This window comes from Agromyces sp. NPDC057865 (assembly GCF_042796995.1).
Taxonomy (GTDB): domain Bacteria; phylum Actinomycetota; class Actinomycetes; order Actinomycetales; family Microbacteriaceae; genus Agromyces.
In genome coordinates, this window is the sequence record NZ_JBHVMJ010000003.1 from 800,168 (window position 1) to 825,626 (window position 25,459).

Annotated in this window: 27 protein-coding genes and 1 tRNA gene; 15 read left to right on the forward strand and 13 right to left on the reverse strand. The window is 72.3% G+C overall.

What is annotated here, in order from left to right:
* The first annotated feature begins 10 nt into the window (after nt 1–10).
* From ACFVN5_RS16615 to ACFVN5_RS16625, 3 genes are read left to right on the forward strand one after another with little or no spacing between them, the layout of a single operon-like run.
* Entirely contained in the window at nt 11–274 is a 264-nt protein-coding gene (locus ACFVN5_RS16615) for a DUF4244 domain-containing protein (RefSeq protein WP_376956382.1), read from the forward strand.
* 16 nt (nt 275–290) lie between these two features.
* Nucleotides 291–599 carry a TadE family type IV pilus minor pilin gene (locus ACFVN5_RS16620; protein WP_376956384.1) on the forward strand — a complete coding sequence of 103 codons (309 nt, stop codon included), beginning with the start codon at nt 291–293 and terminating at the stop codon, nt 597–599.
* Nucleotides 596–970 (forward strand): Rv3654c family TadE-like protein, encoded by a 375-nt coding sequence (locus ACFVN5_RS16625; protein WP_376956386.1) that lies wholly within the window; start codon nt 596–598, stop codon nt 968–970. The genes ACFVN5_RS16620 and ACFVN5_RS16625 overlap by 4 nt, the downstream gene beginning before the upstream one ends.
* 2 nt (nt 971–972) lie before the next feature.
* On the opposite strand, the gene ACFVN5_RS16630 is transcribed toward ACFVN5_RS16625, so the two are convergent.
* Nucleotides 973–1,209, reverse strand: coding sequence for a hypothetical protein (locus ACFVN5_RS16630; protein WP_148732086.1), 237 nt, complete (start codon nt 1,207–1,209; stop codon nt 973–975).
* A gap of 205 nt (nt 1,210–1,414) precedes the next feature.
* Between ACFVN5_RS16630 and topA the strand changes: the two genes are divergently transcribed.
* The 5 genes from topA (at nt 1,415) to ACFVN5_RS16655 (ending at nt 7,751) form a co-directional block, all read left to right on the forward strand.
* Nucleotides 1,415–4,213 carry a type I DNA topoisomerase gene (gene topA / locus ACFVN5_RS16635; RefSeq protein ID WP_376956389.1) on the forward strand — a complete coding sequence of 933 codons (2,799 nt, stop codon included), beginning with the start codon at nt 1,415–1,417 and terminating at the stop codon, nt 4,211–4,213.
* On the forward strand, nt 4,210–4,830 hold the full coding sequence (gene tmk, locus ACFVN5_RS16640) for a dTMP kinase (RefSeq protein WP_376956391.1): 621 nt from the start codon (nt 4,210–4,212) through the stop codon (nt 4,828–4,830). Before topA ends, tmk begins: the two co-directional genes overlap by 4 nt.
* A 44-nt stretch (nt 4,831–4,874) precedes the next feature.
* The gene (locus ACFVN5_RS16645) at nt 4,875–6,044 is read left to right on the forward strand and encodes a DNA polymerase III subunit delta' (protein ID WP_376956393.1); all 1,170 of its coding nucleotides are present in this window, start codon (nt 4,875–4,877) and stop codon (nt 6,042–6,044) included.
* Nucleotides 6,041–7,600 (forward strand): alpha/beta hydrolase, encoded by a 1,560-nt coding sequence (locus tag ACFVN5_RS16650; RefSeq protein WP_376956395.1) that lies wholly within the window; start codon nt 6,041–6,043, stop codon nt 7,598–7,600. Before ACFVN5_RS16645 ends, ACFVN5_RS16650 begins: the two co-directional genes overlap by 4 nt.
* A 78-nt stretch (nt 7,601–7,678) precedes the next feature.
* Nucleotides 7,679–7,751 (forward strand) — tRNA-Thr (locus tag ACFVN5_RS16655).
* A 65-nt stretch (nt 7,752–7,816) separates the two neighbouring features.
* Here the strand turns inward: ACFVN5_RS16655 and ACFVN5_RS16660 are convergent.
* Together ACFVN5_RS16660 and ACFVN5_RS16665 are read right to left on the reverse strand one after the other, a co-directional pair.
* Nucleotides 7,817–8,707, reverse strand: coding sequence for an SGNH/GDSL hydrolase family protein (locus ACFVN5_RS16660; RefSeq protein ID WP_376956397.1), 891 nt, complete (start codon nt 8,705–8,707; stop codon nt 7,817–7,819).
* Nucleotides 8,704–9,501 (reverse strand): SGNH/GDSL hydrolase family protein, encoded by a 798-nt coding sequence (locus tag ACFVN5_RS16665; RefSeq protein ID WP_376956399.1) that lies wholly within the window; start codon nt 9,499–9,501, stop codon nt 8,704–8,706. Before ACFVN5_RS16665 ends, ACFVN5_RS16660 begins: the two co-directional genes overlap by 4 nt.
* Nucleotides 9,502–9,716: 215 nt before the next feature.
* Between ACFVN5_RS16665 and ACFVN5_RS16670 the strand changes: the two genes are divergently transcribed.
* Nucleotides 9,717–10,043, forward strand: a complete 327-nt coding sequence (locus ACFVN5_RS16670; protein ID WP_376956401.1) for an ATP-dependent DNA ligase — start codon at nt 9,717–9,719, stop codon at nt 10,041–10,043.
* On the forward strand, nt 10,040–10,384 hold the full coding sequence (locus tag ACFVN5_RS16675; protein WP_376956403.1) for a hypothetical protein: 345 nt from the start codon (nt 10,040–10,042) through the stop codon (nt 10,382–10,384). The genes ACFVN5_RS16670 and ACFVN5_RS16675 overlap by 4 nt, the downstream gene beginning before the upstream one ends.
* A 31-nt stretch (nt 10,385–10,415) precedes the next feature.
* Here ACFVN5_RS16675 and ACFVN5_RS16680 read toward each other — a convergent pair whose 3' ends face one another.
* Nucleotides 10,416–10,763 carry a hypothetical protein gene (locus ACFVN5_RS16680; protein WP_376956405.1) on the reverse strand — a complete coding sequence of 116 codons (348 nt, stop codon included), beginning with the start codon at nt 10,761–10,763 and terminating at the stop codon, nt 10,416–10,418.
* Between the two features lie 133 nt (nt 10,764–10,896).
* On the opposite strand from ACFVN5_RS16680, the gene ACFVN5_RS16685 reads away from it, so the two are divergent.
* The 5 genes from ACFVN5_RS16685 (at nt 10,897) to ACFVN5_RS16705 (ending at nt 16,176) form a co-directional block, all read left to right on the forward strand.
* Nucleotides 10,897–11,880 carry a Gfo/Idh/MocA family protein gene (locus tag ACFVN5_RS16685; protein ID WP_376956407.1) on the forward strand — a complete coding sequence of 328 codons (984 nt, stop codon included), beginning with the start codon at nt 10,897–10,899 and terminating at the stop codon, nt 11,878–11,880.
* Between the two features lie 63 nt (nt 11,881–11,943).
* Nucleotides 11,944–13,524 carry a D-alanyl-D-alanine carboxypeptidase/D-alanyl-D-alanine-endopeptidase gene (locus ACFVN5_RS16690; RefSeq protein ID WP_376956409.1) on the forward strand — a complete coding sequence of 527 codons (1,581 nt, stop codon included), beginning with the start codon at nt 11,944–11,946 and terminating at the stop codon, nt 13,522–13,524.
* Complete coding sequence (locus ACFVN5_RS16695) at nt 13,521–14,804, forward strand: M20/M25/M40 family metallo-hydrolase (RefSeq protein WP_376956411.1); 1,284 nt, start codon at nt 13,521–13,523, stop codon at nt 14,802–14,804. The genes ACFVN5_RS16690 and ACFVN5_RS16695 overlap by 4 nt, the downstream gene beginning before the upstream one ends.
* Nucleotides 14,801–15,403, forward strand: a complete 603-nt coding sequence (locus ACFVN5_RS16700) for an isochorismatase family protein (RefSeq protein ID WP_376956413.1) — start codon at nt 14,801–14,803, stop codon at nt 15,401–15,403. The genes ACFVN5_RS16695 and ACFVN5_RS16700 overlap by 4 nt, the downstream gene beginning before the upstream one ends.
* Nucleotides 15,400–16,176, forward strand: a complete 777-nt coding sequence (locus ACFVN5_RS16705; protein ID WP_376956415.1) for an alpha/beta fold hydrolase — start codon at nt 15,400–15,402, stop codon at nt 16,174–16,176. Before ACFVN5_RS16700 ends, ACFVN5_RS16705 begins: the two co-directional genes overlap by 4 nt.
* A gap of 16 nt (nt 16,177–16,192) precedes the next feature.
* On the opposite strand, the gene ACFVN5_RS16710 is transcribed toward ACFVN5_RS16705, so the two are convergent.
* From ACFVN5_RS16710 to hpaH, 9 genes are all read right to left on the reverse strand, one after another.
* On the reverse strand, nt 16,193–17,065 hold the full coding sequence (locus tag ACFVN5_RS16710) for a glycosyltransferase family 2 protein (protein WP_376956417.1): 873 nt from the start codon (nt 17,063–17,065) through the stop codon (nt 16,193–16,195).
* Nucleotides 17,065–18,267 carry an NAD(P)/FAD-dependent oxidoreductase gene (locus ACFVN5_RS16715; RefSeq protein ID WP_376956419.1) on the reverse strand — a complete coding sequence of 401 codons (1,203 nt, stop codon included), beginning with the start codon at nt 18,265–18,267 and terminating at the stop codon, nt 17,065–17,067. Before ACFVN5_RS16715 ends, ACFVN5_RS16710 begins: the two co-directional genes overlap by 1 nt.
* Nucleotides 18,264–18,722, reverse strand: a complete 459-nt coding sequence (locus tag ACFVN5_RS16720) for a sugar 3,4-ketoisomerase (RefSeq protein ID WP_376956421.1) — start codon at nt 18,720–18,722, stop codon at nt 18,264–18,266. The genes ACFVN5_RS16715 and ACFVN5_RS16720 overlap by 4 nt, the downstream gene beginning before the upstream one ends.
* 129 nt (nt 18,723–18,851) lie before the next feature.
* Nucleotides 18,852–19,994 carry a 3,4-dihydroxyphenylacetate 2,3-dioxygenase gene (gene hpaD / locus ACFVN5_RS16725; RefSeq protein WP_376956423.1) on the reverse strand — a complete coding sequence of 381 codons (1,143 nt, stop codon included), beginning with the start codon at nt 19,992–19,994 and terminating at the stop codon, nt 18,852–18,854.
* Nucleotides 19,995–20,077: 83 nt separating this feature from the next.
* On the reverse strand, nt 20,078–21,571 hold the full coding sequence (hpaE, locus tag ACFVN5_RS16730; RefSeq protein WP_376956425.1) for a 5-carboxymethyl-2-hydroxymuconate semialdehyde dehydrogenase: 1,494 nt from the start codon (nt 21,569–21,571) through the stop codon (nt 20,078–20,080).
* 11 nt (nt 21,572–21,582) lie between these two features.
* Nucleotides 21,583–22,266 (reverse strand): GntR family transcriptional regulator, encoded by a 684-nt coding sequence (locus tag ACFVN5_RS16735; protein ID WP_376956427.1) that lies wholly within the window; start codon nt 22,264–22,266, stop codon nt 21,583–21,585.
* Nucleotides 22,263–23,759 carry a fumarylacetoacetate hydrolase family protein gene (locus tag ACFVN5_RS16740; protein WP_376956429.1) on the reverse strand — a complete coding sequence of 499 codons (1,497 nt, stop codon included), beginning with the start codon at nt 23,757–23,759 and terminating at the stop codon, nt 22,263–22,265. The genes ACFVN5_RS16735 and ACFVN5_RS16740 overlap by 4 nt, the downstream gene beginning before the upstream one ends.
* 71 nt (nt 23,760–23,830) lie before the next feature.
* On the reverse strand, nt 23,831–24,640 hold the full coding sequence (locus ACFVN5_RS16745; protein WP_376956431.1) for an HpcH/HpaI aldolase/citrate lyase family protein: 810 nt from the start codon (nt 24,638–24,640) through the stop codon (nt 23,831–23,833).
* Entirely contained in the window at nt 24,625–25,410 is a 786-nt protein-coding gene (gene hpaH / locus ACFVN5_RS16750) for a 2-oxo-hept-4-ene-1,7-dioate hydratase (RefSeq protein WP_376956433.1), read from the reverse strand. Before hpaH ends, ACFVN5_RS16745 begins: the two co-directional genes overlap by 16 nt.
* Nucleotides 25,411–25,459: the final 49 nt, after the last annotated feature.

Here is a 25,459-nt window from a genome sequence, read left to right on the forward strand (position 1 = left end):
GAACACCACCATGCACCAGCACCCCGGCGACGCGCCGCCCACCGTCGCCCACGTCGCCGGCCGCGAGCCCGCGGCCCCTGCCGTCCCGAGGAGCACGCCGCTGCGCCGCACGCTGCGCCGCTTCGCCGGCGAGCGCGGTGCCGCGACCGCGGAGTACGCCGTCGCCACCATGGCGGCGGTCGGGTTCGCCGGCCTGCTCGTCGTCATCCTCCGCGGCGACGAGGTGCGCGGCATCCTCACCGACCTCGTGCGGAATGCGCTCACGGTCGGATGACGGGGATCGGGGCAGCGTGACGGCCGAGTTCGCCGTCGCGCTGCCCGCGATCGCCCTCGTGCTCGCGGCATGCCTCGCGGCCGTGCTCGTCGTCGCGCAGCAGGTGCGGCTCCAGGACGCCGCCGCCGACGCCGCGCGGGCGCTGGGTCGCGGCGAGTCCGAGGGCGTCGCCGCGACGATCGCCGATCGCGTGGCGGGCGGGGCGCGGCTGTCCTCGTGGCAGGAGGACCCGTTCGTGTGCGTCGCCCTCAGCGCCGACGGCGCCGGGCTGCTCGCGGCGATCGAACTGCGCGCGGAGTCGTGCGCCGTGGCGGGCGGGCTGTGAACTTCGCGGCGGCACCCGAACCGTCGGCGGCGTCAGGCGAGCGCGGTGCGGCGTCGGTGCTCGCGCTCGGGATCGTGGGCGCCACGGTCGCGCTCGCGGTCACGGTCGTGCCGATCACGGCGGCGTTCGTGGCGTCGCAGCGCGCTGCCGGCGCCGCAGACGCGGCAGTGCTCGCCGCGGCGGACGCGCTCTCGGGCGCCGTCGCCGGCGTGCCGTGCGAGCTCGCCGGGCGCACGGCGGAACGCAACGGCGCCGCGCTCGCGTCGTGCGAACTCGGCGGACCCGTGGCATCCGTCACCGTGACCGTCTCGTCGTTCGCCGTCGAACTCCGAGCGACGGCCAGGGCCGGCCCGCCGGGGTGGGACCCGTGAGCTCAGTCGAAGACGGTCTCGATGAACCGGTACTCCACGGCCGTCGGACGGTCGTCGTCCTCGGCGCCGAACTCGAGGCCCGCGGCCCGGGCGTAGATGTAGTGCTTGCCTTTGTCGGTGTTCAGCTCGAGGCGCGGGCGGGGATCGCCCGTCTCGAGGAAGGCGGTCGCGACCGTCTTCCCCTCGAGCGGACCGTCGATGAGTTTCGCCGTGTACGAGCTCGCGGAAGAGGTGTCCATGCCGCCATTCTCCTCCGCGCACCGGGAACTGCAAGAGGTGCGTCGGGGCGTCGCGGCCCGCGCCGACGCGGCGCAGAATGGGTGCACTCACGGTCGATATGTGTATGGTGTGGCTGTCGGCGGACCGCTCCGCTCGACCACGGCACACCGCTCGGGGGCGCGGCAACGATGTGCGTTCTCCCATCCACGGAACAAGAGGAGTCTGGTGTCAGGCGCGAAGAAACTGGTCATCGTCGAGTCGCCGACCAAGATGAAGTCGATCGCCCAGTACCTCGGCGACGGCTACGAGGTGCTGTCCTCGGTCGGCCACATCCGTGACCTCATCGAGCCGAAGAACCTCCCGGCCGAGCTGAAGAAGGGCTCGCTCGGCAAGTTCTCCGTCGACGTCGAGCACGGCTTCGAGCCCTACTACGTCGTGTCGGACTCGAAGAAGAAGACGGTCGCCGAGCTCAAGCGCGCCCTGAAGAACGCCGACGAGCTCCTGCTCGCCACTGATGAGGACCGCGAGGGCGAGGCCATCGCGTGGCACCTGCTGCAGGAGCTGAAGCCCAAGGTGCCCGTGCGCCGCATGGTCTTCCACGAGATCACGCGCGACGCCATCCAGAAGGCGAAGGACAACACGCGCGAGCTCGACACCGCGCTCGTCGACGCCCAGGAGACCCGCCGCATCCTCGACCGGCTCTACGGCTACGAGGTGTCGCCGGTGCTGTGGCGCAAGGTCGGGCCCGGCCTCTCGGCCGGGCGCGTCCAGTCGGCCGCCACACGACTCGTCGTCGACCGGGAGCGCGAGCGCCTCGCGTTCGTCGCCGCCGGGTACTGGGACCTCATCGGCCGGTTCGCCCCGTCCGCCGCGGAGGGCGAGCCGTCGTTCGAGGCTCGCCTCGTGCGTCTCGGCGGCGAGCGCGTCGCGACGGGCCGCGACTTCGACGACTCCGGCCGGCTGAAGGGCAAGGCGGTCGTCCTCGACGAGCCCACCGCCCACGCGCTGGCCGCCGCCCTGCGCGACGACGCCGTCGCGCGTCGGGTGAGCAAGGTCGAGTCGAAGCCGTACTCGCGCCGCCCCGCCGCCCCGTTCACCACCTCGACGCTGCAGCAGGAGGCCGCGCGCAAGCTCCGGCTCTCGGCCCGCGACACGATGCGCGTCGCGCAGTCGCTGTACGAGAACGGGTACATCACCTATATGCGCACCGACTCGACGTCGCTGTCGCAGCAGGCGATCACGGCCGCGCGCACCCAGGCCACCTCGCTCTACGGCGCCGACTCGATCCCCGACCAGCCGCGCACCTATGCGAGCCGGTCGAAGAACGCGCAGGAGGCGCACGAGGCGATCCGCCCGTCGGGCGACGTGTTCCGCACGCCCGCCGAGCTCGAGCGGGTGCTGCGCGGGAGCGAGTACAAGCTCTACGACCTCATCTGGAAGCGCACCGTCGCATCCCAGATGGCGGACGCCAAGGGCCAGACCGCGACCATCACGATCGAGGTCGGCCCGACCGCATCGGATGCCGCGACCCCCCCCGAGGCATCCGCCGCCGTGGCCGGCACCATCGCCGAGTTCACGGCCAGCGGCACGGTCATCACGTTCCGCGGCTTCCTCGCCGCGTACGAGGAGGGCCGCGACGAGGAGCGCAATGCCGACGACGCCCCCGGCGACGCCAAGCTGCCGCCGCTGAAGGAGGGCCAGTCGCTCGACCTCGCCGAGCTCGACGCCAAGGGCCACGAGACCAGCCCGCCGCCTCGCTACACCGAGGCGAGCCTCGTGAAGCGGCTCGAGGAGCTCGGCATCGGTCGACCCTCTACGTTCGCGTCGATCATCTCGACCATCCTCGACCGCGGCTACGTCACGCAGCGCGGACAGGCCCTCGTGCCGAGCTGGGTCGCGTTCAGCGTCGTCCGCCTGCTCGAGGAGCACTTCGGCGACCTCGTCGAGTACGACTTCACCGCGGAGATGGAGGACGACCTCGACCGGATCGCCTCGGGCGAGGCCGACCGGGTCGACTGGCTGAACGGGTTCTACTTCGGCTCCGACACGCACCGCGGCCTGCGCCAAGTCGTCGACAACCTCGGCGACATCGACGCGCGCGAGATCAACTCGGTGCGCATCGCGCCCGACGTGACGCTGCGCATCGGCAAGTACGGCCCGTACCTCGAGACCGTCGATCCCGATGCGGCGCCCGACGCCCCGCCGCGCCGGGTCAACCTCCCGCCCGACCTCGCCCCCGACGAGCTCACCGAGGCCAAGGCCCGCGAACTCATCGACGCGCCCGTGCAGGGCGACCGCGTGCTCGGCGAGAACCCCGCGAACGGCAAGCAGGTCGTCGTCAAGGACGGCCGCTTCGGACCGTACGTGACCGAGCTCGAGCCCGAGCCCCCGTCGACGGGTTCAGGGACCGAGGCATCGGTCGACCCCGCGACCGGCGAGGTCGTCGAGGCCAAGCCCAAGCGCAGTGCGAAGAAGGCCGCGGCGCCCAAGCCGCGCACGGCGTCGCTCTTCAAGAGCATGCAGGTCGAGGAGATCGACCTCGACACCGCGCTGAAGCTCCTCGACCTCCCGCGCGTCGTGGGGCTCGACCCCGAGTCGGGCGACGAGATCACCGCGCAGAACGGCCGGTACGGCCCCTACCTCAAGAAGGGCGCCGACACGCGCACGCTTCCGAGCGAGGACGCGATCTTCGAGATCGGCCTCGACGGCGCCGTCGAGCTGTTCGCCCAGCCCAAGTACGGCGCGCGCCGGGCGTCGAGCGCCCTCAAGGAGTTCGACAACGACCCGGTGAGCGGCAAGCCGATCAAGGTGAAGGACGGTCGCTTCGGCCCCTACGTGACCGACGGCACCACGAACGCCACGATCCCGCGGGCGGAGTCGGTCGAGGACATCACCTTCGAGCGGGCGGTGGAGCTGCTGCAGATCAAGCGCGACAAGGGCCCGGCGGCGCCGCGCGCGAAGCGCACCACCACGGCGAAGAAGGCCCCCGCGAAGAAGGCGCCCGCCAAGAAGAGCAACGCGTGACCCGCGGCGTCTTCATCACCCTCGAAGGCGGCGACGGCTCCGGCAAGACCACGCAGGCCGAGCTCCTGCGGGAGTGGCTGTCTGGTGAGGGGCGCACCGTGCTGCGCACGCGCGAACCGGGCGGCACCGAGGTCGGCGTCGAGATCCGCGAGATCGTGCTGCACCACCGCGGCGACATCTCGCCGCGGGCCGAGGCGCTGCTCTACGCGGCCGACCGGGCGCACCACGTCGCCACGGTCGTGCGCCCCGCCCTCGAGCGCGGCGAGGTCGTGATCCAGGACCGCTACATCGACTCGTCGGTCGCCTACCAGGGCGTCGGTCGCGTCCTCGACCCCGAAGCCGTGCGCGGCCTGTCCGAATGGGCGACCGAGGGGCTCGCGCCCGACCTCACGATCCTCCTCGACCTCGACGCCGATGCCGCGCGCGGACGCCTCGACGAGGCGCGGACGCGCTACGACCGGCTCGAGGCCGAGGCATCCGAGTTCCACGACCGCGTTCGCGCTGCGTACCTCGCCCTCGCCGAGGCCGAACCCGGCCGATTCCTCGTGGTCGACGCCGCACGCCCGGTCGACGAGATCGCCGGCGACATCCGCGGTCGCGTCGCGCACCTGCTCTGAGCAACGCACAGCCGACGGTCGGAAGCGGAAGGTAGCGTGGTCGCGTGAGCGTCTGGGACGAGCTGACGGGGCAGGAGCCCGCGATCGGCGTGTTCCGCGCCGCGGCGGCGGCCGCGGGCGGCGCGGCATCGCAGCAGATGACGCACTCGTGGCTCATCACGGGCCCGCCCGGCTCGGGTCGCTCCAACCTCGCCTACGCCTTCGCGACCGCGCTCATCGCCGGCGACCCCGACGGCGACGAACGCACCCGCATCCAGGTCGAGGCGCGCAGCCATCCCGACCTGCACGTGCTCGCCACCGAGGGCGTCATCATCAAGCGCGACGACGTGCGTGAGATCGTGAAGCGCTCCCACTACGCGCCGTCGGTCGGGCGGCACCGCGTCATCATCGTCGAGGACGCCGACCGCATGACCGAGCAGACGTCGAACTTCCTGCTGAAGGAGCTCGAGGAGCCGCCCGAGCGCACGGTCTGGATCCTCTGCGCGCCCAGCGAGGCCGACCTGATCCCCACGATCCGCTCGCGCGTGCGCACCGTGCGACTGCAGATGCCCACGGTCGCCGAGGTCGCGGCCCTGCTCGTTCGCCGCGACGGCGTCGAGGAGGCGCTCGCCGAGCGCTCGGCGCGCGAGGCGCAGTGCCACATCGGCATGGCCCATCGCCTCGCGACGAGCGAGGAGGCCAGGGATCGCCGCGCCGAGACCCTCCGGCTCGCGCTCGGCGTGCGCTCGGCCGCCACGGCGGTCTCGACCGCGGCGCGCTTCCTCGAGATCGCGGGCGACGACGCCAGGGCCATCACCGAGCTCCGCGACGCCGAGGAGCGCGCGCACGCCCTGCACTCGCTCGGGCTCGCGCCCGGCCAGGCCGTGCCGGCCGCGCTCCGACCGCAGCTCAAGGCGCTGGAGGACGACCAGAAGCGCCGCGCCACGCGCAGCCTCCGCGACGGCATCGATCGGATCCTCGTCGACCTCGCCTCGCTCTACCGCGACGTGCTGCTCATCCAGCTCGACGCCGAGGTCGACCTCGTCAATCGCGAGATCGCCGAGCCGATGCGCCGGGCCGCGGCATCCGCCACGCCGGCGCAGACGCTCGCGACGCTCGACGCCATCCAGGAGGCGCGCGAGCGCATCGAGGGGAACGTGCAGCCCGCACTCGCCCTCGAGGCGATGCTCGTGAGCGCCATCCGCACGACCGTGAACGAACGGGGAGCCGCATGACCGACCGACGACCGAGCACGATCGGCCGGATGCCGCGTGCCCGCCGCCTGGGCATCGGCGCCGTCGCCTTCGCGGTGCTCGTCGCGCTCACGGGCTGCATGCCCACCTTCCTCGACCAGTCGAAGCCCGTCTCGACGCCGACGCGGGAGGACGTCTCCGCCGACCTGCAGCCGTTCTACTCGCAGGTGCTCGAGTGGGAGCCCTGCGGCGACGGACTGGGCTGCGCCACCGCCAAGGCCCCGCTCGACTGGGACGACCCGGGCACGGGCGAGGTCCAGCTCGCGCTCGTGCGGCACGTCGCCAGCGGCGATCGCATCGGTTCCCTGCTCGTGAACCCCGGCGGCCCGGGCGGCTCGGGCTACGACTTCATCGCCGACTCGCTCGACTACGCCGTCGGGCAGCCGCTGCAGGAGCGGTTCGACATCGTCGGCTTCGACCCTCGCGGCGTCGGGCGCTCGTCGCCGGTCGAGTGCTACGACGCGGCCAAGATGGACGACTACCTGTACGGCATCGTGCCCGCCGAGCGCGGCAGCGACGAGTGGATCCAGTACGTGGGCGACGCGGCCGGCGACTTCGGTGCGGCCTGCGCCGAGCAGAGCGGTGCGCTCCTCGGCGAGGTCGACACGGTGAGCGCCGCGCGCGACCTCGACCTGCTCCGGGCGATCCTCGGGGACGAGCAGCTCAACTACCTCGGGTACTCGTACGGCACGTTCCTCGGCGCCACCTACGCCGACCTCTACCCCGACAAGGTGGGCCGGATGGTGCTCGACGGCGCGATCGACCCGTCCGCGAGCGACACCGAGGTCACCGAGGCGCAGGCGGTCGGCTTCGAGCACGCGCTCAGCGCTTACCTCGAGGACTGCCTGACCGGCAGCGACTGCCCGTTCACCGGCACGGTCGACGCCTCGATGCAGGAGGTCGGCGATCTCCTGGCGTCGGTCGACCAGAGCCCGCTCCGCGGCACCGACGGGCGCATGGTCGGGGCCGACACGCTGCTCACGGCGATCATCTACCCGCTCTACAGCCCCGAGTCGTGGCCGTACCTCAGCCAGATGCTCGAGTCGGTGATGCTCGGCGACGCCGACCTCGCCCTCTCGTTCGCCGACGGCTACAACGGCCGGAACGAGGACGGCACGTACCGCGACAACTCGACCGAGGCGTTCCGCGCCATCAACTGCCTCGACTACACCTACCAGCCCGACGTCGACGTCATGCGTGAGAAGGCTGCCGCCATCGCGGAGGCGGCACCGACGATCGGCCCGTACTTCGGGTACGGCGACCTCAGCTGCATCCAGTGGCCGTACCAGGGCGACCGGGAGCGCGGCGAGATCCACGCGTCGGGCGCGGCGCCCATCATGGTCGTCGGCACCACGGGGGACCCGGCCACGCCGTACGACTGGGCGGTGTCGCTCGCCGACCAGCTCGACAGCGGCGTGCTCGTCACCTACCAGGGCGAGGGGCACACCGCCTACAACAAGTCCAACACGTGCGTGTCCGACGCCGTCGAGTCCTACCTGATCGACGGAACCGTGCCCGCGAGCGACCCGCGCTGCTGACATGGTCAACGACGATCGCGAAACCCGCTAACATAGACTCTCGTGCCAGCCGGATCGCCCAGGCGAGACGGATGCCACGCCGCCTTAGCTCAGTCGGCAGAGCGATTCACTCGTAATGAATAGGTCGAGGGTTCGATTCCCTCAGGCGGCTCGCGAGACACGAAGGGCCCGGAGAGATCCGGGCCCTTCGTCGTTCGTGCGACCGATCGCCGACGGTCAGCCGATGACCTTCCGGATCTCCGTCGCGTACGCCGCGTAGCCGGTGGCATTCGGGTGGAAGCCGTCGGTCGTGCGCAGCCAGGACCAGTCGTTGATCCACGGACTCTGGCTGCCGATCCCGTGGCCGGCGAAGGCGGGCTCGACGTCGACGAACACCGCGCCGTTCGCCGCCGCCGCGGCGGCCACCGCGTCGTTCAGCGCGGCCGTGTCGACGTTCGCGCGCGCCGCCCACTGGTAGCGGCTCGGCTCGTTGAAGAGCAGCGGATACCCCGTCACCACGACCTTCGCCTCGGGCGCCCGCGCGCGGATCGCCTGCACCGTGGCCGCCACGTTCGCCGCCACCGTCCCGTTCGCGACGAGGGTCTCGGCGTTCGCGAGGCTCGACTGGCACGAGGAGGACACGACGATCACGAAGCAGTTCTGCATGATCGACGCGAAGCCGACGTCGTTGCCGACCGCGGTGAGCGTCACGCGCTTCGCGGTCGTCGGGATCGTCGGCACCTGCGAGGAGATCACGATCGCGGTCGAGGCGCCGGTGCAGGCCAGGAACGCCGTGAGCCGGAGGTTCGCGTCAGCGTCGAGGAGCTTCGGGTAGCTGAGCGAGCTGCGGTAGCAGGTCGTGTCGAGGTAGCTCCGGGCGCCGACGCCGGCGGCGAACGAGTCGCCGACCGCGGCGTACTCGAGCTCCGTCGATCCGCCGCCGGAACCGCCGCCCCCGCCGCCTGGGGGTTTGCCGGGCTTGTCGGGCTTCCCGGCGGACACGGCCGCCGTCGCGGCATCCGCCGGACCAGCGACCGCGGCGCCGAGGGCGAGTGCTGCCGCGGCGAGGATCGCGGCACCGATGAGGGCGAGCCGGCGGGTCGCCGACTCGTGCTCCGCGCGGATCACAGTGCGGTCCGGATCGTGTTCGCGTACGCCAGGTACCCGGCCGGGGTCGGGTGGAAGGCCTCGAGCGAGGGCGGCGGGATGATCCACGGGTCGGCCGAGCCGATGCCGTGGCCGGCGAAGGCGGTGGTGACGTCGACGTACCTGAAGCCCGGGCCGGACGCCAGGGTCGCCGCGGCGATGACCCGGTTGAGGGCGATCACGCCGTTGTTGACGAACCCGGATTGCGGAATCGCGGGATCGAGCAGCAGCGGATACCCCGTGACCACGACCGTCGCCTTCGGCGCGGTCGCGCGGACGGTGGCGAAGGTCGTGACGAGGTCCTGCGCGAGCGGCGTCAGGTTCGCCAGGGCCGCCTGCACGGCGGCCTGGCACTGCTCGGGCGTGCCCGTCAGGCAGGCGAGCGTGACCGCCTCGAGGCCGAGGTCGTTGGCGCCGGCCGTGAACGTGACGAGGCGGGTGCGCAGGTCGAGCCCGGCCAGCTGCGTCCCGGCGACGACGTCGACGGTGGCGCCGACGCAGCCGCGCAGCGACGAGTGCTGGGTGCGGCCGGGATCGTCGGCGAGGTCGGCCGCGTACCCGTTCGGACTCGTGAGGCAGAGGTCGAGGTAGGCGCCGCCGCCGACACCGGCGGCATAGGAGTCGCCGAGGGCGGCATAGGACGACTTGTCGGAGGAGGAGCCCGGTCCGCCGGGAGCGGCGTGGGCGGGCAGAGCGCCGAAGACCGTCGCCGAGGCGACGAGGATCGAAGCGCTGGCGAGCGTCGTGAGACGCCGGGATCTCGACAGCGTTGTCATGCACGGAGGGTAGTGCCGACGGGGATCGTGCCGCGCGACCCAGTTCGGGGGCGGCCTCGCCGGCGCCGGCATGGAGGGCGCCGGCTTCCGCCGGCGCACGCATGGACCATCTTGCCCGTCAAGGGGGCGCGGCGCCACGGGAGTCCCGTTATCCTGACGGCACGTCCGCCGTGTCGATGACCCGATCGACCGCGAGTTCGAGCATCGGAGGCCCGATGGGCAAACTCACCTACGACTCCACCCTCACCGTCGACTTCGACGACCGCGTCCTCGCCCACCTCCAGCTGGTGATCGGGGCGAAGCTCCGCCGGGCCGAGTCGTTCTACTTCAGCTGGCGGGACGACCCCGCCATCGGCGACGGGCGCAGCACGCTGTGGCTGCATCCGACCATCCCGCTCCACTTCAAGTACGCCGGCGGGCGGCAGCCGTCGATCAACCGCGCGTGGATCGACCTGCTGATGAGCGCGGCGAACTCGCCGAGCGGACTGCACCTGATGCCCGAGCCCGAGGACTCCGGGGCCGGGGGAGAGCGGGAGTCATGAAGCGCATCGGCATCATCTACGCTGGACGGGACTTCTCGATCGGCCAGGAGGACTTCGACCGGATGAAGGAGGAGATCGAGGCCGCGCATCGCAACGGCGTCGCGACCTGGATCCGGGTCAACCACGGCGAGGGCCGGCCCCAGCCGGCAGAACTGCTCATCGGGCCGGGCATCCCGATCGCGATCCTGCCGATCCCGCCCGACATCGTCGAGCCCGCGGCTCCGGGGGAGGTCGATGCCGCTGCGGCCGCCGTGGAGGGCGACGAACGGGGCGCGGGCTCGGTGTCCACGGCCATCCAGGGGGAGGTCGGCCCCGACGGCGAGCCGGTCCCGGTGGAGTAGCGGCCACCCGAGGGCCGCTCGGAACGGCGGATCAGACCTCGTCGGTCCAGTCGTATCCCGACGTGCCCTCGGGCTCGACCGCCGGCCGCGCCACCGGATGCATCGGCGAGAGTTCGGCCGTCAGCGCTCGAATCCGGGCGACGAGCGGCTCGTCCACGATCTCCTCGCCCGCCTCGCCGTCGAGCGACTCCGTGACGAGCTGGCTCGCCGGGCCGACGAGGAAGTTGACCACGCCGGGGGTACCGTCGGCGTGTCGCACCGGTATCTCGATCGCGGCCGCGGACCCCTGCCGTGCGAGCGCGGCGGCGTACTCGACGAGGGCCCGTGCCACCTCCGAGCCCGTCAGGAATCGGTCGCCGGCGTAGTAGATCCGTTCCATGGACTCCACCAAAACAGGCGCAATGGATCTGGGGCAATCCCTTGACGCGGATGCCATGACCCCCTGTACCGCGCCGACGACGGTGCCGAACAGCGCCATGAGCGCGCTCTCCCGGCGGCGCTAGGCTTGCGCCATGACCGATCGACTGCGCTGGGGAATCCTCGCGACGGGCGGGATCGCCCACGCCTTCACGAACGACCTGCGGCTCAACGGCTTCACCGTCCAGGCGGTGGGTTCGCGCACCCAGGCGGCCGCCGACGCGTTCGCTGCCGAGTTCGAGATCCCGAACGCGCACGGCAGCTACGAGGCGCTCGCCGCCGACCCCGAGGTCGACGTGGTGTACGTGTCGACGCCGCATCCGCTGCACGCGAGCGCCGCGCGCCTGCTGCTCGAGGCGGGCAAGCACGTGCTCGTCGAGAAGCCGTTCACCGTCAACGCGCGCGAGGCGCAGGAGATCGCCGATCTCGCCGCCGAACGCGGCCTCCTCGCCCTCGAGGCGATGTGGACCCGCTACCTGCCGCACATGGTGCGCATCCGCGAGCTCATCGCCGACGGCGCCCTGGGCGAGGTGCGCACCCTCATCGTCGACCACACCCAGAAGCTCTCGTCCGATCCGGCGCACCGCATCAACGCGCTCGAGCTCGGCGGCGGCGCGCTGCTCGACCTCGGCATCTACCCGGTCTCGTTCTCGTGGGACCTGTTCGGCGCGCCGGTGACGATCGAGTCGACCGCCACCTTCAAGGACACCGGTGCCGACGCGCAGATCGCGAACGTCTTCGGCTACGAGGGCGGCCGGATCGCGTCGATGCTCTCGGCGAGCGACACGCTCGGTCCGAACACCGCTGCCGTGATCGGCACGGAGGCGCGCATCGAGATCGACCGGGTCTGGTACACGCCCACGAGCTTCCGCGTGATCGACGCCGAGGGCGCGGTGCTCGAGGAGTTCCGCTCCGAGGTCACGGGACGCGGCATGCACTTCCAGGCCGAGGCCGTCGAGCGGCTCCTCGCCGAGGGCAACCTGCGCGGCGACGTGCTCACGATCGACGAGACGATCGCGATCATGGGCACGCTCGACGCGATCCGCGAGCAGATCGGGCTGCGCTACCCGGGCGAGTGACCATCAGCCGGCGTTCGGGCGACGGTCAGGTTCCGCTGCGGGCCGCCGCGTACAATTCCCCGAATGGCCGACGAAACGGATGCCGCGGGCGACGCCCGTCCGTCGGGCGACCCCGCCGACCCCACCGCCTCCGGCAGCTCCAGCGGTCCGGTCGAACCCGTCGAGACCGGGGGCCCCGGCCCCGCTGAGGCCGTCGACGCCACGACCGGGCCGACGGCCCACCGGCAGGGATTCGGGGCATCCGTCGCCGCCTTCGCGCGGAAGCACCGCCTCGCGCTCTCGATCACGGCTGGCGCAGTGGCGCTCGCGCTCCTCGGAACGGGGGCCGTGTTCGCCGGCGCCGCCGTCGCGGGCGGCGACGAGGTCGAGGTCGCCGCGGCGACCGCGACGCCGACGCCCACCGCCGACCCGGCTCGTCCGGCGCCCGCGTCGGCCGCGGCCGCGAGCCGGATCCGCACGTGCTCCGTCGCCGACCGCGCGGCCGACGGGCGCCTCGCGAACCTGCAGGCGCAGGTCGTGAACGCGACGACAGGCGAGGTGCTCTACGACCGCGGCGGCGGCACCGCGTCGCGGACCGCAAGCGTCATGAAGGTCCTCACGTCCGCCGCGGCGCTCTCGATCCTCGGCCCCGACTATCGCGCCACGACGACCGTCGTGAAGGGCTCGGAGCCCGGCTCGGTCGTGCTCGTGGGCGGCGGCGACGTCACGCTCTCGCGCACGTCGAGCGGCGACGAGGGGGTCTACCCGGGCGCCGCGCACCTCGACGACCTCGCCGCGCAGGTGCGCGCGGCCTGGGACGCCGATCCGTCGAACCCGCCGCTCACCAAGCTGATCCTCGACGCGAGCTACTTCGGCGGCGACGAGTGGGAGCCCAGCTGGGACCCGGTGGAGCGCGAGGACGGCTACATGTCGAACATCACCGCGCTGCAGGTCGACGGCGACCGCGACGACCCGTACGCCGAGACCTCGTGGCGCAGCGGCGACCCGATCGGCCGCGCGGGCGACGCGTTCGCCGACGAGCTCGGCGGCGTCTCGGTGATCGAGCGCGGCACCGCGCCGGCGGGTGCGGCGCAGCTCGGCGCGGTCTCGTCGCCGACGGTGGCGCAACTCATCGACAAGGCCCTCGTCGTCTCCGACAACTCCGTGGCCGAGATGCTCGGCCGCCTCGTCGCGATCAAGGCCGGCACCGGCAACACGTTCTCGGCGATCAACGCGGGTGTGCTGCAGGGGCTCGCCGCGTACGGCATCGACACCACGGGCATCACCGTCGTCGACGGCTCGGGGCTCAGCGACGACAACGCGGTCCCGCCCGCGTACCTCACCCGGCTGTTCGTGAAGATCAACGCCCGCCAGGCGAACCTCGGCGTCATCATGGACGGCCTGCCCGTCTCGGGCCAGCGCGGCTCGCTCTCGTACAGCGACCGGTTCGCGGGCGACAACGCGGTGGCCGACGGCGCCGTCTCGGCGAAGACCGGGTGGATCGAGACCGGCTACACGCTCTCGGGCGTCATCCGCGCACAGGACGGCGCGACGCTGACGTTCGCGATCTACGCGCTCGGCGATGTCTCCGATGACACCAAGCAGGCCATCGACACCCTCACCACCGGCTTCTTCCTCTGCGGCGACAACCTGTCGAACGCATGACCGACCCCGGCGCGACGGCGAAGGGCGAGCGGATGCCGCGGGCCGACGTCGTGTCGCTCACCCGCGAGCTCGTGGCGGTCGACGCGACCAACCCGTCGCTCGTCCCGGGCGGCGCCGGTGAGCGCGAGCTCGCGGAGCTCGTCGCCGCCTGGCTCGTGGAGCGCGGCTTCGCGGTGCGGCTGATCGGCGCGGATCCGTCGCGCCCGAGCGTGCTCGCGCGGCGTCGGGGCACGGGCGGCGGGCGCACGCTGCTGCTCGCCGGCCACCTCGACACGGTGGGCGGTGCGGGTGGCGGTGACGGCGCGGGCGCCGACGGCCCCGGCGACCTGAGCCTCGGCGGCGATGACGACCGGATCGTCGGCCGCGGCGCCTACGACATGGCCGGCGGGCTCGCCGCGGCGATGGTCGCGTCGGCGGCCGCGCCCGAGGAGCTTCCGGGCGACCTCGTGCTCGCCTTCGCGGCCGACGAGGAGTTCGGCTCGGTCGGCATGGAGGAGCTGCTGGCGGCGCTCGACGCCGAGACCGACGACTTCGCGGATGCCCGTGGCGACGAGGCATCCGCTCGGTCGGGCCCACCGCGCCCCGACGGCGCGATCGTGCTCGAGCCGACGGACCTCGAGGTGACCCTCGCGCACCGCGGCTTCGCGTGGTACCGCGTCGAGTACGAGGGCGTCGCCGCGCACGGATCCCAGCCCGAGCTCGGCGTCGACGCGATCGACCGCGCGCTCGACGGGCTCGTCGCCCTGCGCGCGTTCGCCGCCGAGCTCGACGCGCGGCCGCGGCATCCGCTGCTCGGAGCCGGCAGCGTGCGGGTGGCGACGATCGAGGGCGGCACGGATGCCGCGACCGTCGCCGATCGCTGCGTGCTCGTCGTGGAGCGGCGCACCCTGCCCGGCGAGCCCGATCCCGGTGCCGAGCTGGAGCGCGTGCTCGCTCCGTCGCGGCCCGCTCGGGTCGTGGAGCTCGTGGCCCGCCCGGCCATGGAGGCGGATCCCGCGTCGCCGATCGCGCGCGCGGTGCTCGTCTCGGTCGAGGTCGCGAGCGGTGCGCCCGCCGTGCGTCGCGGAGATCCGTGGTGGACGGATGCGGGCCTCATCGCGGGTGCGGGCATCCCCGCGGTGCTGGTCGGCCCCGTCGGGGGCGGCGCGCACGCCGACGAGGAGTGGGTGTCGACGGACTCGCTCGAGCGGCTCGTCGACGTGGTCGAGGGGGCGATCCTCGCATTCTGCGGCGAGAATGGACGCGAGGCGAGGACGCGAGAGCGGAAGGAGCACCCGTGACGAGGGCACTGTTCATCATCGACGTGCAGAACGACTTCACCGAGGGCGGCGCCCTGGGGGTGCAGGGCGGGGCGGCCGTCGCCGCGGGCGTGACCGAGCTGCTCGAGAAGCACGGCGACGTCTACAAGGTCGTCGTCGCCTCGCGCGACTGGCATGACGCCGACAACGACAACGGCGGGCACTTCGCCACGGACGAGGAGCCCGACTTCGTCGACACGTGGCCCGAGCACTGCGTGGCCGGCAGCGACGGCGCCGAGTACCACCCCGCGTTCGACACGGCGGCCGTCGACATCCACGTGCGCAAGGGGCAGGGCATGCCGGCGTACTCGATCTTCGAGGGCATCGACGACGACGGGCGACCCGTCGCGCACCACCTCGACGACCTCGGCATCACCGACGTCGATCTCGTCGGCCTCGCCACGGACTACTGCGTGCGGGCGAGCGGCCTCGACGCGATCGAGCACGGCCGCCACGTGCGCGTGTTCACCGACCTCATCGCGGGCGTCGCGCCCGCCAGCTCGGACGCCGCGCTCGCCGAGCTCGGCCACGCGGGCGCCGAGATCACCGAGTCGACGGTGCTCGACGAGGCCACGGCGTGAGGCAGGTCGGCGCCCACGACGTCCCGACGCTGCACGCCGAGAGCCCCGACGGGGTGCTCGTCGCCTACCGGGTGCACGGTGATGCCGTCACGGATGCCCCGAGCCCGCCGGTGCTGCTCGTGCACGGCTTCGCGTCGAACGCCGCGATCACCTGGGAGGGCACCGGCTGGGTGCGATCGCTGGCCGACGCCCGACGGAGCGCGATCGTCGTCGACCTCCGCGGCCACGGCGACAGCGACAAGCCGGTCGACGCCGACGACTACGCCCCCGAGCGGCTCGGCGGCGACCTCGTGGCCGTGCTCGACTCGGCCGGCGTCGGAGTGGTCGACGTGGTCGGCTACTCCATGGGCAACCGCGTCGTGTCGGCGCTCACCGAGCTCGCGCCCGAGCGCGTCCGGCGCGTGGTGATCGGCGGGGCGGGGCCCGACGAGCTGTTCGCGAGCTGGGACCTCGACGACGCACGTGGCGTGCTCGAGCGCGACGAGCCCGCCCGCAACCCCGTCATCGAGCAGGTGCTGCGCCCCGCGATCACGGCCGGCGCCGATCGCGAGGCCCTCCTCGCCTGCATCGAGGGCGTCTCGGGTGCTCCGCTCCTCATCCCGGGCGACATCCCGACGCTCTTCGTCGCCGGCGAGGACGACCCCGTGCCGCAGGGCGCGCGCGAGCTCGCCCTCGAGTGGGACGCGGACTACGTGTCGATCCCGGGCCGCGACCACGTCTCGACGCTCACCTCGCGCGCCTTCAAGGACGCGGCGATCGCGTTCCTCGCCTGACGCTGGGCGCGGGTCGTCACCAGCCGAGGCCGCGGAAGACGCCCTTGACGCTGTCGGGCAGGCGGCTGCCGTAGACGCGCCGCCAGAGGAATCCGCTGAGCGCGGCCTTGCGCGCCGGGCTCAAGCCGCTCCGGCGGATCTCGGCGATGCCCGACCGTCTGAGCGCCTGCACCTGCGTGGCGTCGTGCGGCCAGCGCTTCGAGAGGCTCCCCGCCATGTAGTACTTCGTGCACAGCGCCTCGGGCACGCGCACGAACTCGCCGACGAGGGCGAGCCCGAGCAGCCAGGTCCAGTCGGCCGAGAATTCGCCCTGCTCGTTGGGGTGGATCCCGCCGACGTCGACGAAGCCCGACGTGCGGAACAGGCCGCGATTCGGCACCCACCAGTTCTCGGGGCGGCGGACCATGACGCGTCCCCGGTCGACGGCGCTCGAGAGCCCCTCGAGCTCATCGAACGCGTGCAGGTGCTCGGTGCCGTCGAGCTCGTGCACGTGCATGTCGCTGAAGGCGAGCACCGCGCGGTCGTTCGTCCGCAGCGCCCCGACCAGGCGCTCCACGTAGGTCGGAGCCACGACGTCGTCGTGGAACGCGAAGAACATCAGCTCGCCGTCGGCACCCGCCATGAGGTCGTTCGAGTTGCGCAGCCACCCCAGGTTGACGTCGCGCTCGACGATCCGCACGTTCGGGCGGCCCAGCGCGAAGCGCCGAACGACGTCCAGCGTGTCGTCGGTCGATCGGTCGTCGCCGATGAGGATCTCGAGGTGTGGCCACGTCTGTGCTGCCAGGCTGTCCAAGGTGCGATCGATGAAGGCGGCGCCGTTGTACGTCGGCACGAGCGCGGTGACGAGCGGTTGCCACGTCCGCCGGTCGTTCGGCGTTCCGTTCCCCATCAGCCGGCGATCTCGTGCGCGAGCTCGCGAGCGAGCCACGGGGCGGTGGAGTACTTGCCCGTGTCCACCGTGAAGTACGAGCCGCGGCGTTGGACGCCGTACCGGTCGCGGCGGTGCAGGTCCGACCGTGGGTCGTCGAGGGCGCCGGCCCCGCGCGCGAAGACGTGGCCGCCGTGCACCGTGACGGACTCGGCGTCGTCGAACACGTCGCTCACCGCGGGCAGGAGCGCCTCGAGCGCAGCCCGCACGCGTGCCACGAAGGTCGCCGCTGCCTCGCCCGTCGGAACGGCGGGTGCCTCCAGTTCGAGCTCCCCGCTCTCGGCGAGGAGACCGACGGGATACCAGGAGAGGTAGAAGTCCCTACCGTTGTAGTTCTTCACGTCGCCGAACGGTCCCACGGCGACGAGCGCGCTCGGCAGCCCGCGCTCGGAACGCGTTCGGATGAACACGCACTGCCGGTAGCGATGGGTCCACGGCGGCTCGGGCGCGAGGCCTGCCGTGACGTCGATCGGGAGCCGACCGTTCCACAGTGCGTTCACGACGACGTCGAATCGTTCCTCGGTGCCGTCGCCCTGGCGCACCCCCCACGCGCCGTCGGGCGTGTCGACCGGTCGCACGGCGGCGACCTCGACACCGAGACGCACCGTGACGCCGCGCTCCGCGGCAAGTGCGTCGGTGAGGCGATCGGCGACCCAGCGGGTCTCCACGGACCGCTCGGGGACGCGGAATCCCGCCACGATGTCGTCGCCAGCCATGGCGCGCAATTCGTCCGGCGGAATCGCCCTCGCGCGGGCGTCGGAGAGGTCGACGAGGTAGCGGCCGGCATCGGGATGCTCCCGGATGAGGCCGCTGATCGCTTCGAATTTCGCCCCCAGTACGTCGGGCGTCGCGACGGACGCGCGATGCACGAGGTAGATGTCGTCGTCGGCGGTCACGTGGCCGTGGAGTTCGGTCCCGACGAGCTCGCGGAGGCAGTCCGCGAACAGGAGGCCGCCCGGCAGCAGGTGCCGCGCGGTCGCGAGGGTGGGATCCGCGCCGTAGATGTATCCGAGGTGGATCTTGCCTTCGTTCCAGCGGCTCGCCGCAGACATCGGGGCGGACTCCCGGTCGAGGACCGTGACGTCGAGTCCACGGCGTGCGAGGTGGATCGCGACGGCGCTGCCCATGATTCCGGCGCCGAGCACCGCGACGCGGCGGGTCACGACCGCTCCACTTCGGCGTCGTCATCGGAGTACTCGGCAGCCTCGTACGGGCCGTCGGCGAAGACGATGAGCGTCGCGTCGTCGTCGAGATACGTCTGCCGCGCCCACACCCCGGCCTCGAGCAGCACCGCCGGGCGCTGCTCGTCGAGGGTCACCCGGGCGTGCTCGCCCCGATGGCTGATCTCGACGTCGATCGTCCCGCTCGCACGGAACAGGACCTGACGGACACGTCGGTGGGCGTGACCACCACGGATCGCGCCGCGGGGTGCGCGCACCACGAACGTGCGCGCGACGCTGAACTCGAGGTCGTCGAGCGTGATGGGCGTGAGCGTGCCGCGGTCGTCGTGGAACGACTCGAGCTCGACGAGACGCACCGCGCCGCCGAGCAGCGTCGCCTGAGCCTCGGCAGCGACCGCTTCGGATCGGGTTCCGGTCGGTCGGGGAGTGGACGGCATCTGGTCCTCCGGGCGTTTCGGGTCGCCGGATCCCTCGGGCACGGGATCGTGGCGAGACGAACATATCCGGTGCCGAGGGTCGCGACAACGCCGACACGGCCGGCGGGCCGCGCCGGGCGCCGCCGCGCGCTACAGCGTGTTGCCGAGCTTGAAGCCCTTCGCCTCGTCGCCCTTGCGCGTGTACGAGAATCCGTCGGCGCCGACGGTGACCTCCATCTCGGAGTCGTCCGTGCGCGAGACGACCGGCTGCGGGTTGCCGTCGAGGTCGAGCACGAGGGAGGCCTCCGTGTACCAGGAGGGCACGACGGGGTTGCCCCACCAGTCGCGGCGCTGGTTGTCGTGCACGTCCCAGGTGACGACGGGGTTGTCGGGATCGCCCGTCCAGTAGTCCTGCGTGTAGATCTCCACGCGGTGGCCGTCGGGGTCGCGCAGGTAGAGGTAGAAGGCGTTCGAGACACCGTGGCGGCCCGGGCCGCGCTCGATCACGTCCGACATCCGCAGCGCGCCGAGCTTGTCGCAGATCGCGATGATGTTGTGCTTCTCGTGCGTCGAGAACGCGATGTGGTGCAGGCGGGGTCCGTCGCCGCCGGTCATGGCGGTGTCGTGCACCGTGGGCTTGCGGCGCATCCAGGCGGCGTACGTGGTGCCGGCCTGGTCCTGGATGTCCTCCGTCACGCGGAAGCCGAGGTCCTCCATGTACTTGACGGCGCGGGGCACGTCGGGCGTCACCTGGTTGAAGTGGTCGAGGCGCACGAGGCATCCGGGGGTCTGCAGGTCGTAACGCCATGCGAGCCGTTCGACGTGCTCGACGTCGTGGAAGAACTCGTAGGGGAACCCGAGCGGGTCCTCGACGCGCACCGAGTCGCCGATGCCCTTCGCGAAGCCCTCGGGCCGGCGCTCGACGCGGCATCCGAGCTCGGTGTAGAACGCGACCGCGCGGTCGAGGTCCTCGGGCGTGCGCACGCGGTACGAGAACGCGGCGGCCGCCGCGACCGGGCCCTTGCGGAGCACGAGGTTGTGGTGGATGAACTCCTCGAAGCTGCGCAGGTAGATCGCCTCGTCGTCCTCCTCGGTCACGACGAGCCCGAGGACGTCGACGTAGAACGCGCGCGAGGCGGCGAGGTCGGTCACGACGAGGTCGAGGTAGGCGCAGCGCACGACGTCGGGCGGCGTCGCGGCGGGCGTGGGGATGCGGTTCGCCGCGGTGATCGGGTCGGTGCCCGTCACGACGGGCTCGGGGCCGTCGGGGGTGACGACGTGGTCGGTGCTCATGTCAGCGTCCTTGCTCGAGGTGGTTGGTTCGTCGGTCGGGTGATCGGATGCCGCGGGCCGGCGCTCCTCGACCACCGGTGGGGTCAGTGCGTGCCGAACCGGGGCGAGTGCGCCTCGTTCAGCGTGATGTGCACCGCCTGCTGGTCGGTGTAGAAGTCGATCGAGCGATAGCCGCCCTCGTGTCCGAGGCCCGACGCCTTGACGCCGCCGAACGGCGTGCGCAGGTCGCGCACGTTGTTCGAGTTCAGCCACACCATGCCCGCCTCGACGGCCTGCGAGAAGTTGTGGGCGCGCTTGAGGTCGTTCGTCCAGATGTAGGCGGCGAGGCCGTACTTCACGCCGTTCGCGAGCGCGAGCGCCTCCTCGTCGGTGTCGAAGGGGGTGATCGCGACGACGGGGCCGAAGATCTCCTCCTGGAAGATCCGGGCGTCGGGCGCGACATCCGCGAACACCGTGGGGGCCACGTAGTTGCCGGTGTCGAGCCCCTCGGGGCGTCCGCCGCCAGCGACCAGCCGACCCTCGCCCGTGCCGATCTCGACGTAGGACATGACCTTGTCGAAGTGCTCGGGGTGCACGAGCGAGCCGACCTCGGTGGCGGGGTCGTGCGGGTCGCCGACGACGATGTTGCGCGCACGCCCGGCGTAGCGCTCGACGAACTCGTCGTAGATCGGGCGCTCGACGAGGATGCGGCTGCCCGCGGTGCAGCGCTCCCCGTTCAGCGAGAACACGCCGAACACGGTGGCGTCGAGCGCCTGCTCGAGGTCCGCGTCGGCGAACACCACGGCCGGGCTCTTGCCGCCGAGCTCCATCGAGAGGCCCTTCAGGAACGGCGCGGCGTTGCCGAAGATGAGCTGCCCGGTGCGGCTCTCGCCGGTGAACGAGATGAGGGGCACGTCCGGATGCTTCACCAGCGCGTCGCCCGCCTCCTCGCCGAGCCCGTTGACGAGGTTGAACACACCCGTCGGCACGCCCGCCTCGCGGAAGATGTCGGCCCACAGCGACGCGGACAGCGGCGTGAACTCGGCCGGCTTCAGCACCACCGTGTTGCCCGTGGCGAGCGCGGGGGCGAGCTTCCAGGACTCGAGCATGAACGGCGTGTTCCACGGCGTGATGAGGCCGGCGACCCCGATGGGCTTGCGGTTCACGTAGTTCACCTGGCGGCCGGGCACCTTGTAGGTGTCGTCGCGCTGGGCGACGATCAGGTCGGCGAAGAACCGGAAGTTCTCGGCGGCGCGCTGGGCCTGGCCGAGCGCCTGCGTGATCGGCAGGCCGGTGTCGAAGGTCTCGAGCTCCGCGAGCCGAGCGTCCTGCTGCTCGACGAGGTCGGCGATGCGGTGCAGCACCCGCGCGCGGGCACGGGGAAGCATTCGCGGCCAGGGTCCGTCGGTGAACGCGCGGCGCGCGGCGGCCACCGCGCGGTCCACGTCGGCCTGCTGGCCGGCCGCCGCCTGCACGTAGGGCTCGTTGGTGACCGGGTCGAGCACGTCGAACACCTCGCCGCCGATCGAGTCGACGAACTCGCCGTCGATGTAGTGCCGGATGCGGTCGGGGAGTCCGTCGGGGATGTGGTGCGTCATCGTGGTCTCTCTCATCGTGCGGCGGCGGCCGCAGGGGTCGGGTGCTTGTGGGACGCCTGGTAGGCGAGCATCGCGTCGAGCGTGGCGGTGCGGTGGCGACGCGCGGCGAGCTCGATCTCGAGCGGGTCGGCGCCCTGCTCGATCAGGTCGACGATGCGGTCGTGCTCGTCCACGGACTCGCGCGCCCGGCCGGGCACGAAGCTGAACGAGGAGTCGCGCAGCATGCGCATGCGGTTCCAGCCGCGGTGCACGAGGTCGAGGATGTGCGGGTTCGGGCACTCCTCGAACAGCACCGCGTGGAACTCGAGGTTGAGCTCGGTGAACCGGTGCGGGTCGAAGTCGTCGAGCGTGCGGCGCATCCGCTCGTTCACCTCGCGCGCGCGGCGCAGGTGGTCGGGAGTGAGGTACGGCGCCGAGAGCGCGGTGGCGGCCCCCTCGACGAGCGAGAGCGTCTGCATCGTGTGCAGGTACTCGGTCTCCTTGATGAGCGCGACCTGCGCGCCGACGTTGCGCTCGAACGTGACGAGCCCCTCGGCCTCGAGCCGGCGGATCGCCTCGCGCACGGGCACGACCGACACGTCGAGCTCCTTCGCGATCTGCCCGAGCACGAGCCGGTACCCGGGCACGTAGCGTCCGTCGTCGATGCGCTCGCGGATGAACCGGTACGCGAGCTGCGACTTGCTCTCTGCCGTCACGGCCGCACCAGGTCGGGGCCGCGGCGCTCGGCCTCGTACCGTGCGCGCCACTCGGCGTTCATGGGGAACAGGCCGTCGACGGATGCCCCGGCCGCCACCTGCTTCGCGACCCACTCGTCCTCGTCCTCCTGGGCGGCCGCCTCGCGGGCGACCTCCCACGCGAGGGACGGCGGGATCACGATGACGCCGTCGCCGTCGCCCACGATGACGTCGCCGGGCTCCACGGCCGCGCCGCCGCACGAGATCGTGACGTCGACCTCCCACGGCACGTGCCGGCGACCGAGCACCGAGGGGTGCGGGCCCTGGGAGAACGTCGGGATCTCCATGGCCGCCACCACGTCGAAGTCGCGCGTGCCGCCGTCGGTGACGATGCCGGCCGCGCCGCGCACCTGCGCCCGCAGCGCGAGCACGTCGCCGACGGTGCCGGTCCCGCGCTCGCCGCGCGCGTCGATGACGAGCACCTCGCCGGGGTCGACGGTATCGAACGCGACCTTCTGCGCGTTGTAGCCGCCGCCCCTGCGGGCGAACAGGTCGGGACGGAACGGGATGAACCGCAGCGTGCGGGCGCGGCCGACGACGCGGGCGCCGGCGCGGTTGGCGTGCACGCCCTCGAGGAACACGTCGGTGTAGCCGCGCTTGCGGAGCTGCACGCTCAGCGTCGCGGTGCCGACCGACGAGAGCAGGGCGCGCAGCTCGTCGGTGAGCTCGAACTCGGGCTCACCGGCATCCGTCGACGTCTCGGCCAGGCCGGCCGACGCGGCGTCGCCCCACGCCTCGATGCGCTGCCGGTCGTCGACCTCGGGGGCCGAGCCGAAGTCGCCGAAGGGCACCGTGCCGCCGGTGATCGTCGTCACGAGGCGGCCGGAGCTCGGCGCGCCGGGGACGCCCGGCGCGTCCACCTCGACCTCGACGACGTTGCCGGGGACGACGACCGATGACCCTGCGGGCGTGCCGGTGAGGATGACGTCGCCGCGCTCGAGCGTCATGAGCTGGGAGAGGTCGGCGACGAGGCGTCCGAACGGGAAGAGCAGGGTGGCGCTCGTGTCCTCCTGCACCAGCTCGCCGTCGACCCAGGTGCGCACGCGCAGGCCGGCGGGGTCGAGGGATGCCGCGTCGAGGAGCCGGGGGCCGAGCGGCGTGAACCCGTCGCCGCCCTTCGAGCGCACGTTCGAGCCCTTGTCGGCGGCCCGCAAGTCGTAGAGGCCGAAGTCGTTCGCCGCGGTCACCGCGGCGACGTGCGCCCAGCCCTCGTCGGGGGAGACTCGGCGCGCGGGCTCGCCGATCACGAGCGCGATCTCGCCCTCGAAGGCGAGGAGCTCGGTGCCGGCCGGACGCTCGAGCGAGGAGCCCGACGACGCGAGCGACGACGCGGGCTTCAGGAAGTAGCTCGGCTGCGCCGGCGTGCGGCCCCGCTGCGCGGCGCGCGACGGGTAGTTGAGGTGCACGGCGATGATCTTGCCGGGGGCGGCGATGCCGGGGATGGCGGTGCTCATGGACGTCCTCGTCTGGTCGGTATCTGAAATCATATACGATCCGTTCGCGCGCCGGAAGCGCGCAGGAGCCCTCAGTACTCGGAACGGACCGCCGCGCCGCCGTCGCCGATGAAGCGATCGGCGAGCGCCTCGGACGCGCGTGCGAGGAGCTGCACGTCGGCGCCCACCAGCACGAACGCGGCGCCGGCGTCGACGTATCGCTGCGCGGCATCCGGAGCGAACGCGTTGACGCCGGCGGGCACGCCGAGCTCGACGCCCACGCGGATGGCGTGCAGCACGGCGTCGACGACCTCGGGGTGGTCCTGCTGCCCGAGGAGGCCCATCGATGCCGCCAGGTCGGCCGGCCCGACGAGGATCCCGTCGACGCCGTCGACGGACGCGATATCCCCGACGCGCTCCACGGCCGCCCGCGACTCGACCTGGACGAAGAGCGACACGGTCGATGCGGCGTCGGCGAGGTACCCCGGCACGCGGCTCCAGCGCGCCGAGCGCGCGAGCGCGCTGCCCACGCCGCGCACGCCCTCGGGCGGATAGCGCACGGCGCGCACGAGCTCGGCGGCCTGCTCGGGGGAGTCGACCATGGGGATCAGCAGGTTCTGCACGCCGAGGTCGAGGTACTGCTTGATGACGACCGTGTCGCCGAACGGCGGCCGCACGAGCGGCGCGACCGGATAGGCCGCGACGGCCTGGAGCTGCGCGAGGATCGACTCGGGTCCGTTGGGGGAATGCTCGGCGTCGATGAGCACGATGTCGAGGCCGCTGCCGGCGGCGATCTCGGCGTTGAGCGCGCTGCCCGAGCACACCCACATGCCGGCGAGCGGGCGGTCGGATGCCGCGATCCGCTGGGCCAGCGTCGGCGGGAGGGTCATTCGAACCGGCATGTCACCGTTCCCAACTCGTGGTAGTCCGCGTGCACCGTGTCGCCGCGCTGCACCCACATCGGGCGGGTGAACGAGCCGGCGAGGATGATCTCGCCGCCCTCGAGCGCCTGCCCGTGCTGTGCGAGCTTGTTCGCGAGCCAGGCGACGCCCATGGCGGGGTGCCCGAGCACGGCGGCGGCGACGCCCGACTCCTCGATCACCTCGTTGCGCGAGAGCAGGGCCGAGACCCAGCGCAGGTCGACCGCGTCGGGCCTGACCGGGCGGCCGCCGATCACCATCGCGCCCATGGCCGCGTTGTCCGAGATCGTGTCGACGATCGTGCGCCCCTCGAGCTCGACGTGCGAGTTCAGGATCTCGAGCGCGGGCACGACGTACGCGGTCGCGTCGAGCACGTCGAAGATCGTCGTGCCCGGGCCCACGAGCCGGTCACGCAGCACGAAGGCGAGCTCGACCTCGATGCGCACGTTCGAGAAGCGGTCGAACTCCACGGATGCCCCGGACTCGATCACCATGTCGTCGAAGATGACGCCGTAGTCGGGCTCCGTGATGCCGGTGGCGGCCTGCATGACCTTCGAGGTGAGGCCGATCTTGCGGCCAACGATGCGTCGTCCGGCGCTCACGCCGCGGTGCGCCCACTCGCGCTGCACGGCGTAGGCGTCCTCGACGGTCATGCCGGGATTGCGGGCGGTGAGCAGCGGCACGGTCGTGCGCTGCCGGTCGGCGTCGGCGAGCTCGTCGGCGATCGCCGCGATCTGGGAGGGGTCGAGCACGTGCGCTCCACTTCGTCGTCGGATGCTGCTGGTGTGTCGTGCGCCGAGT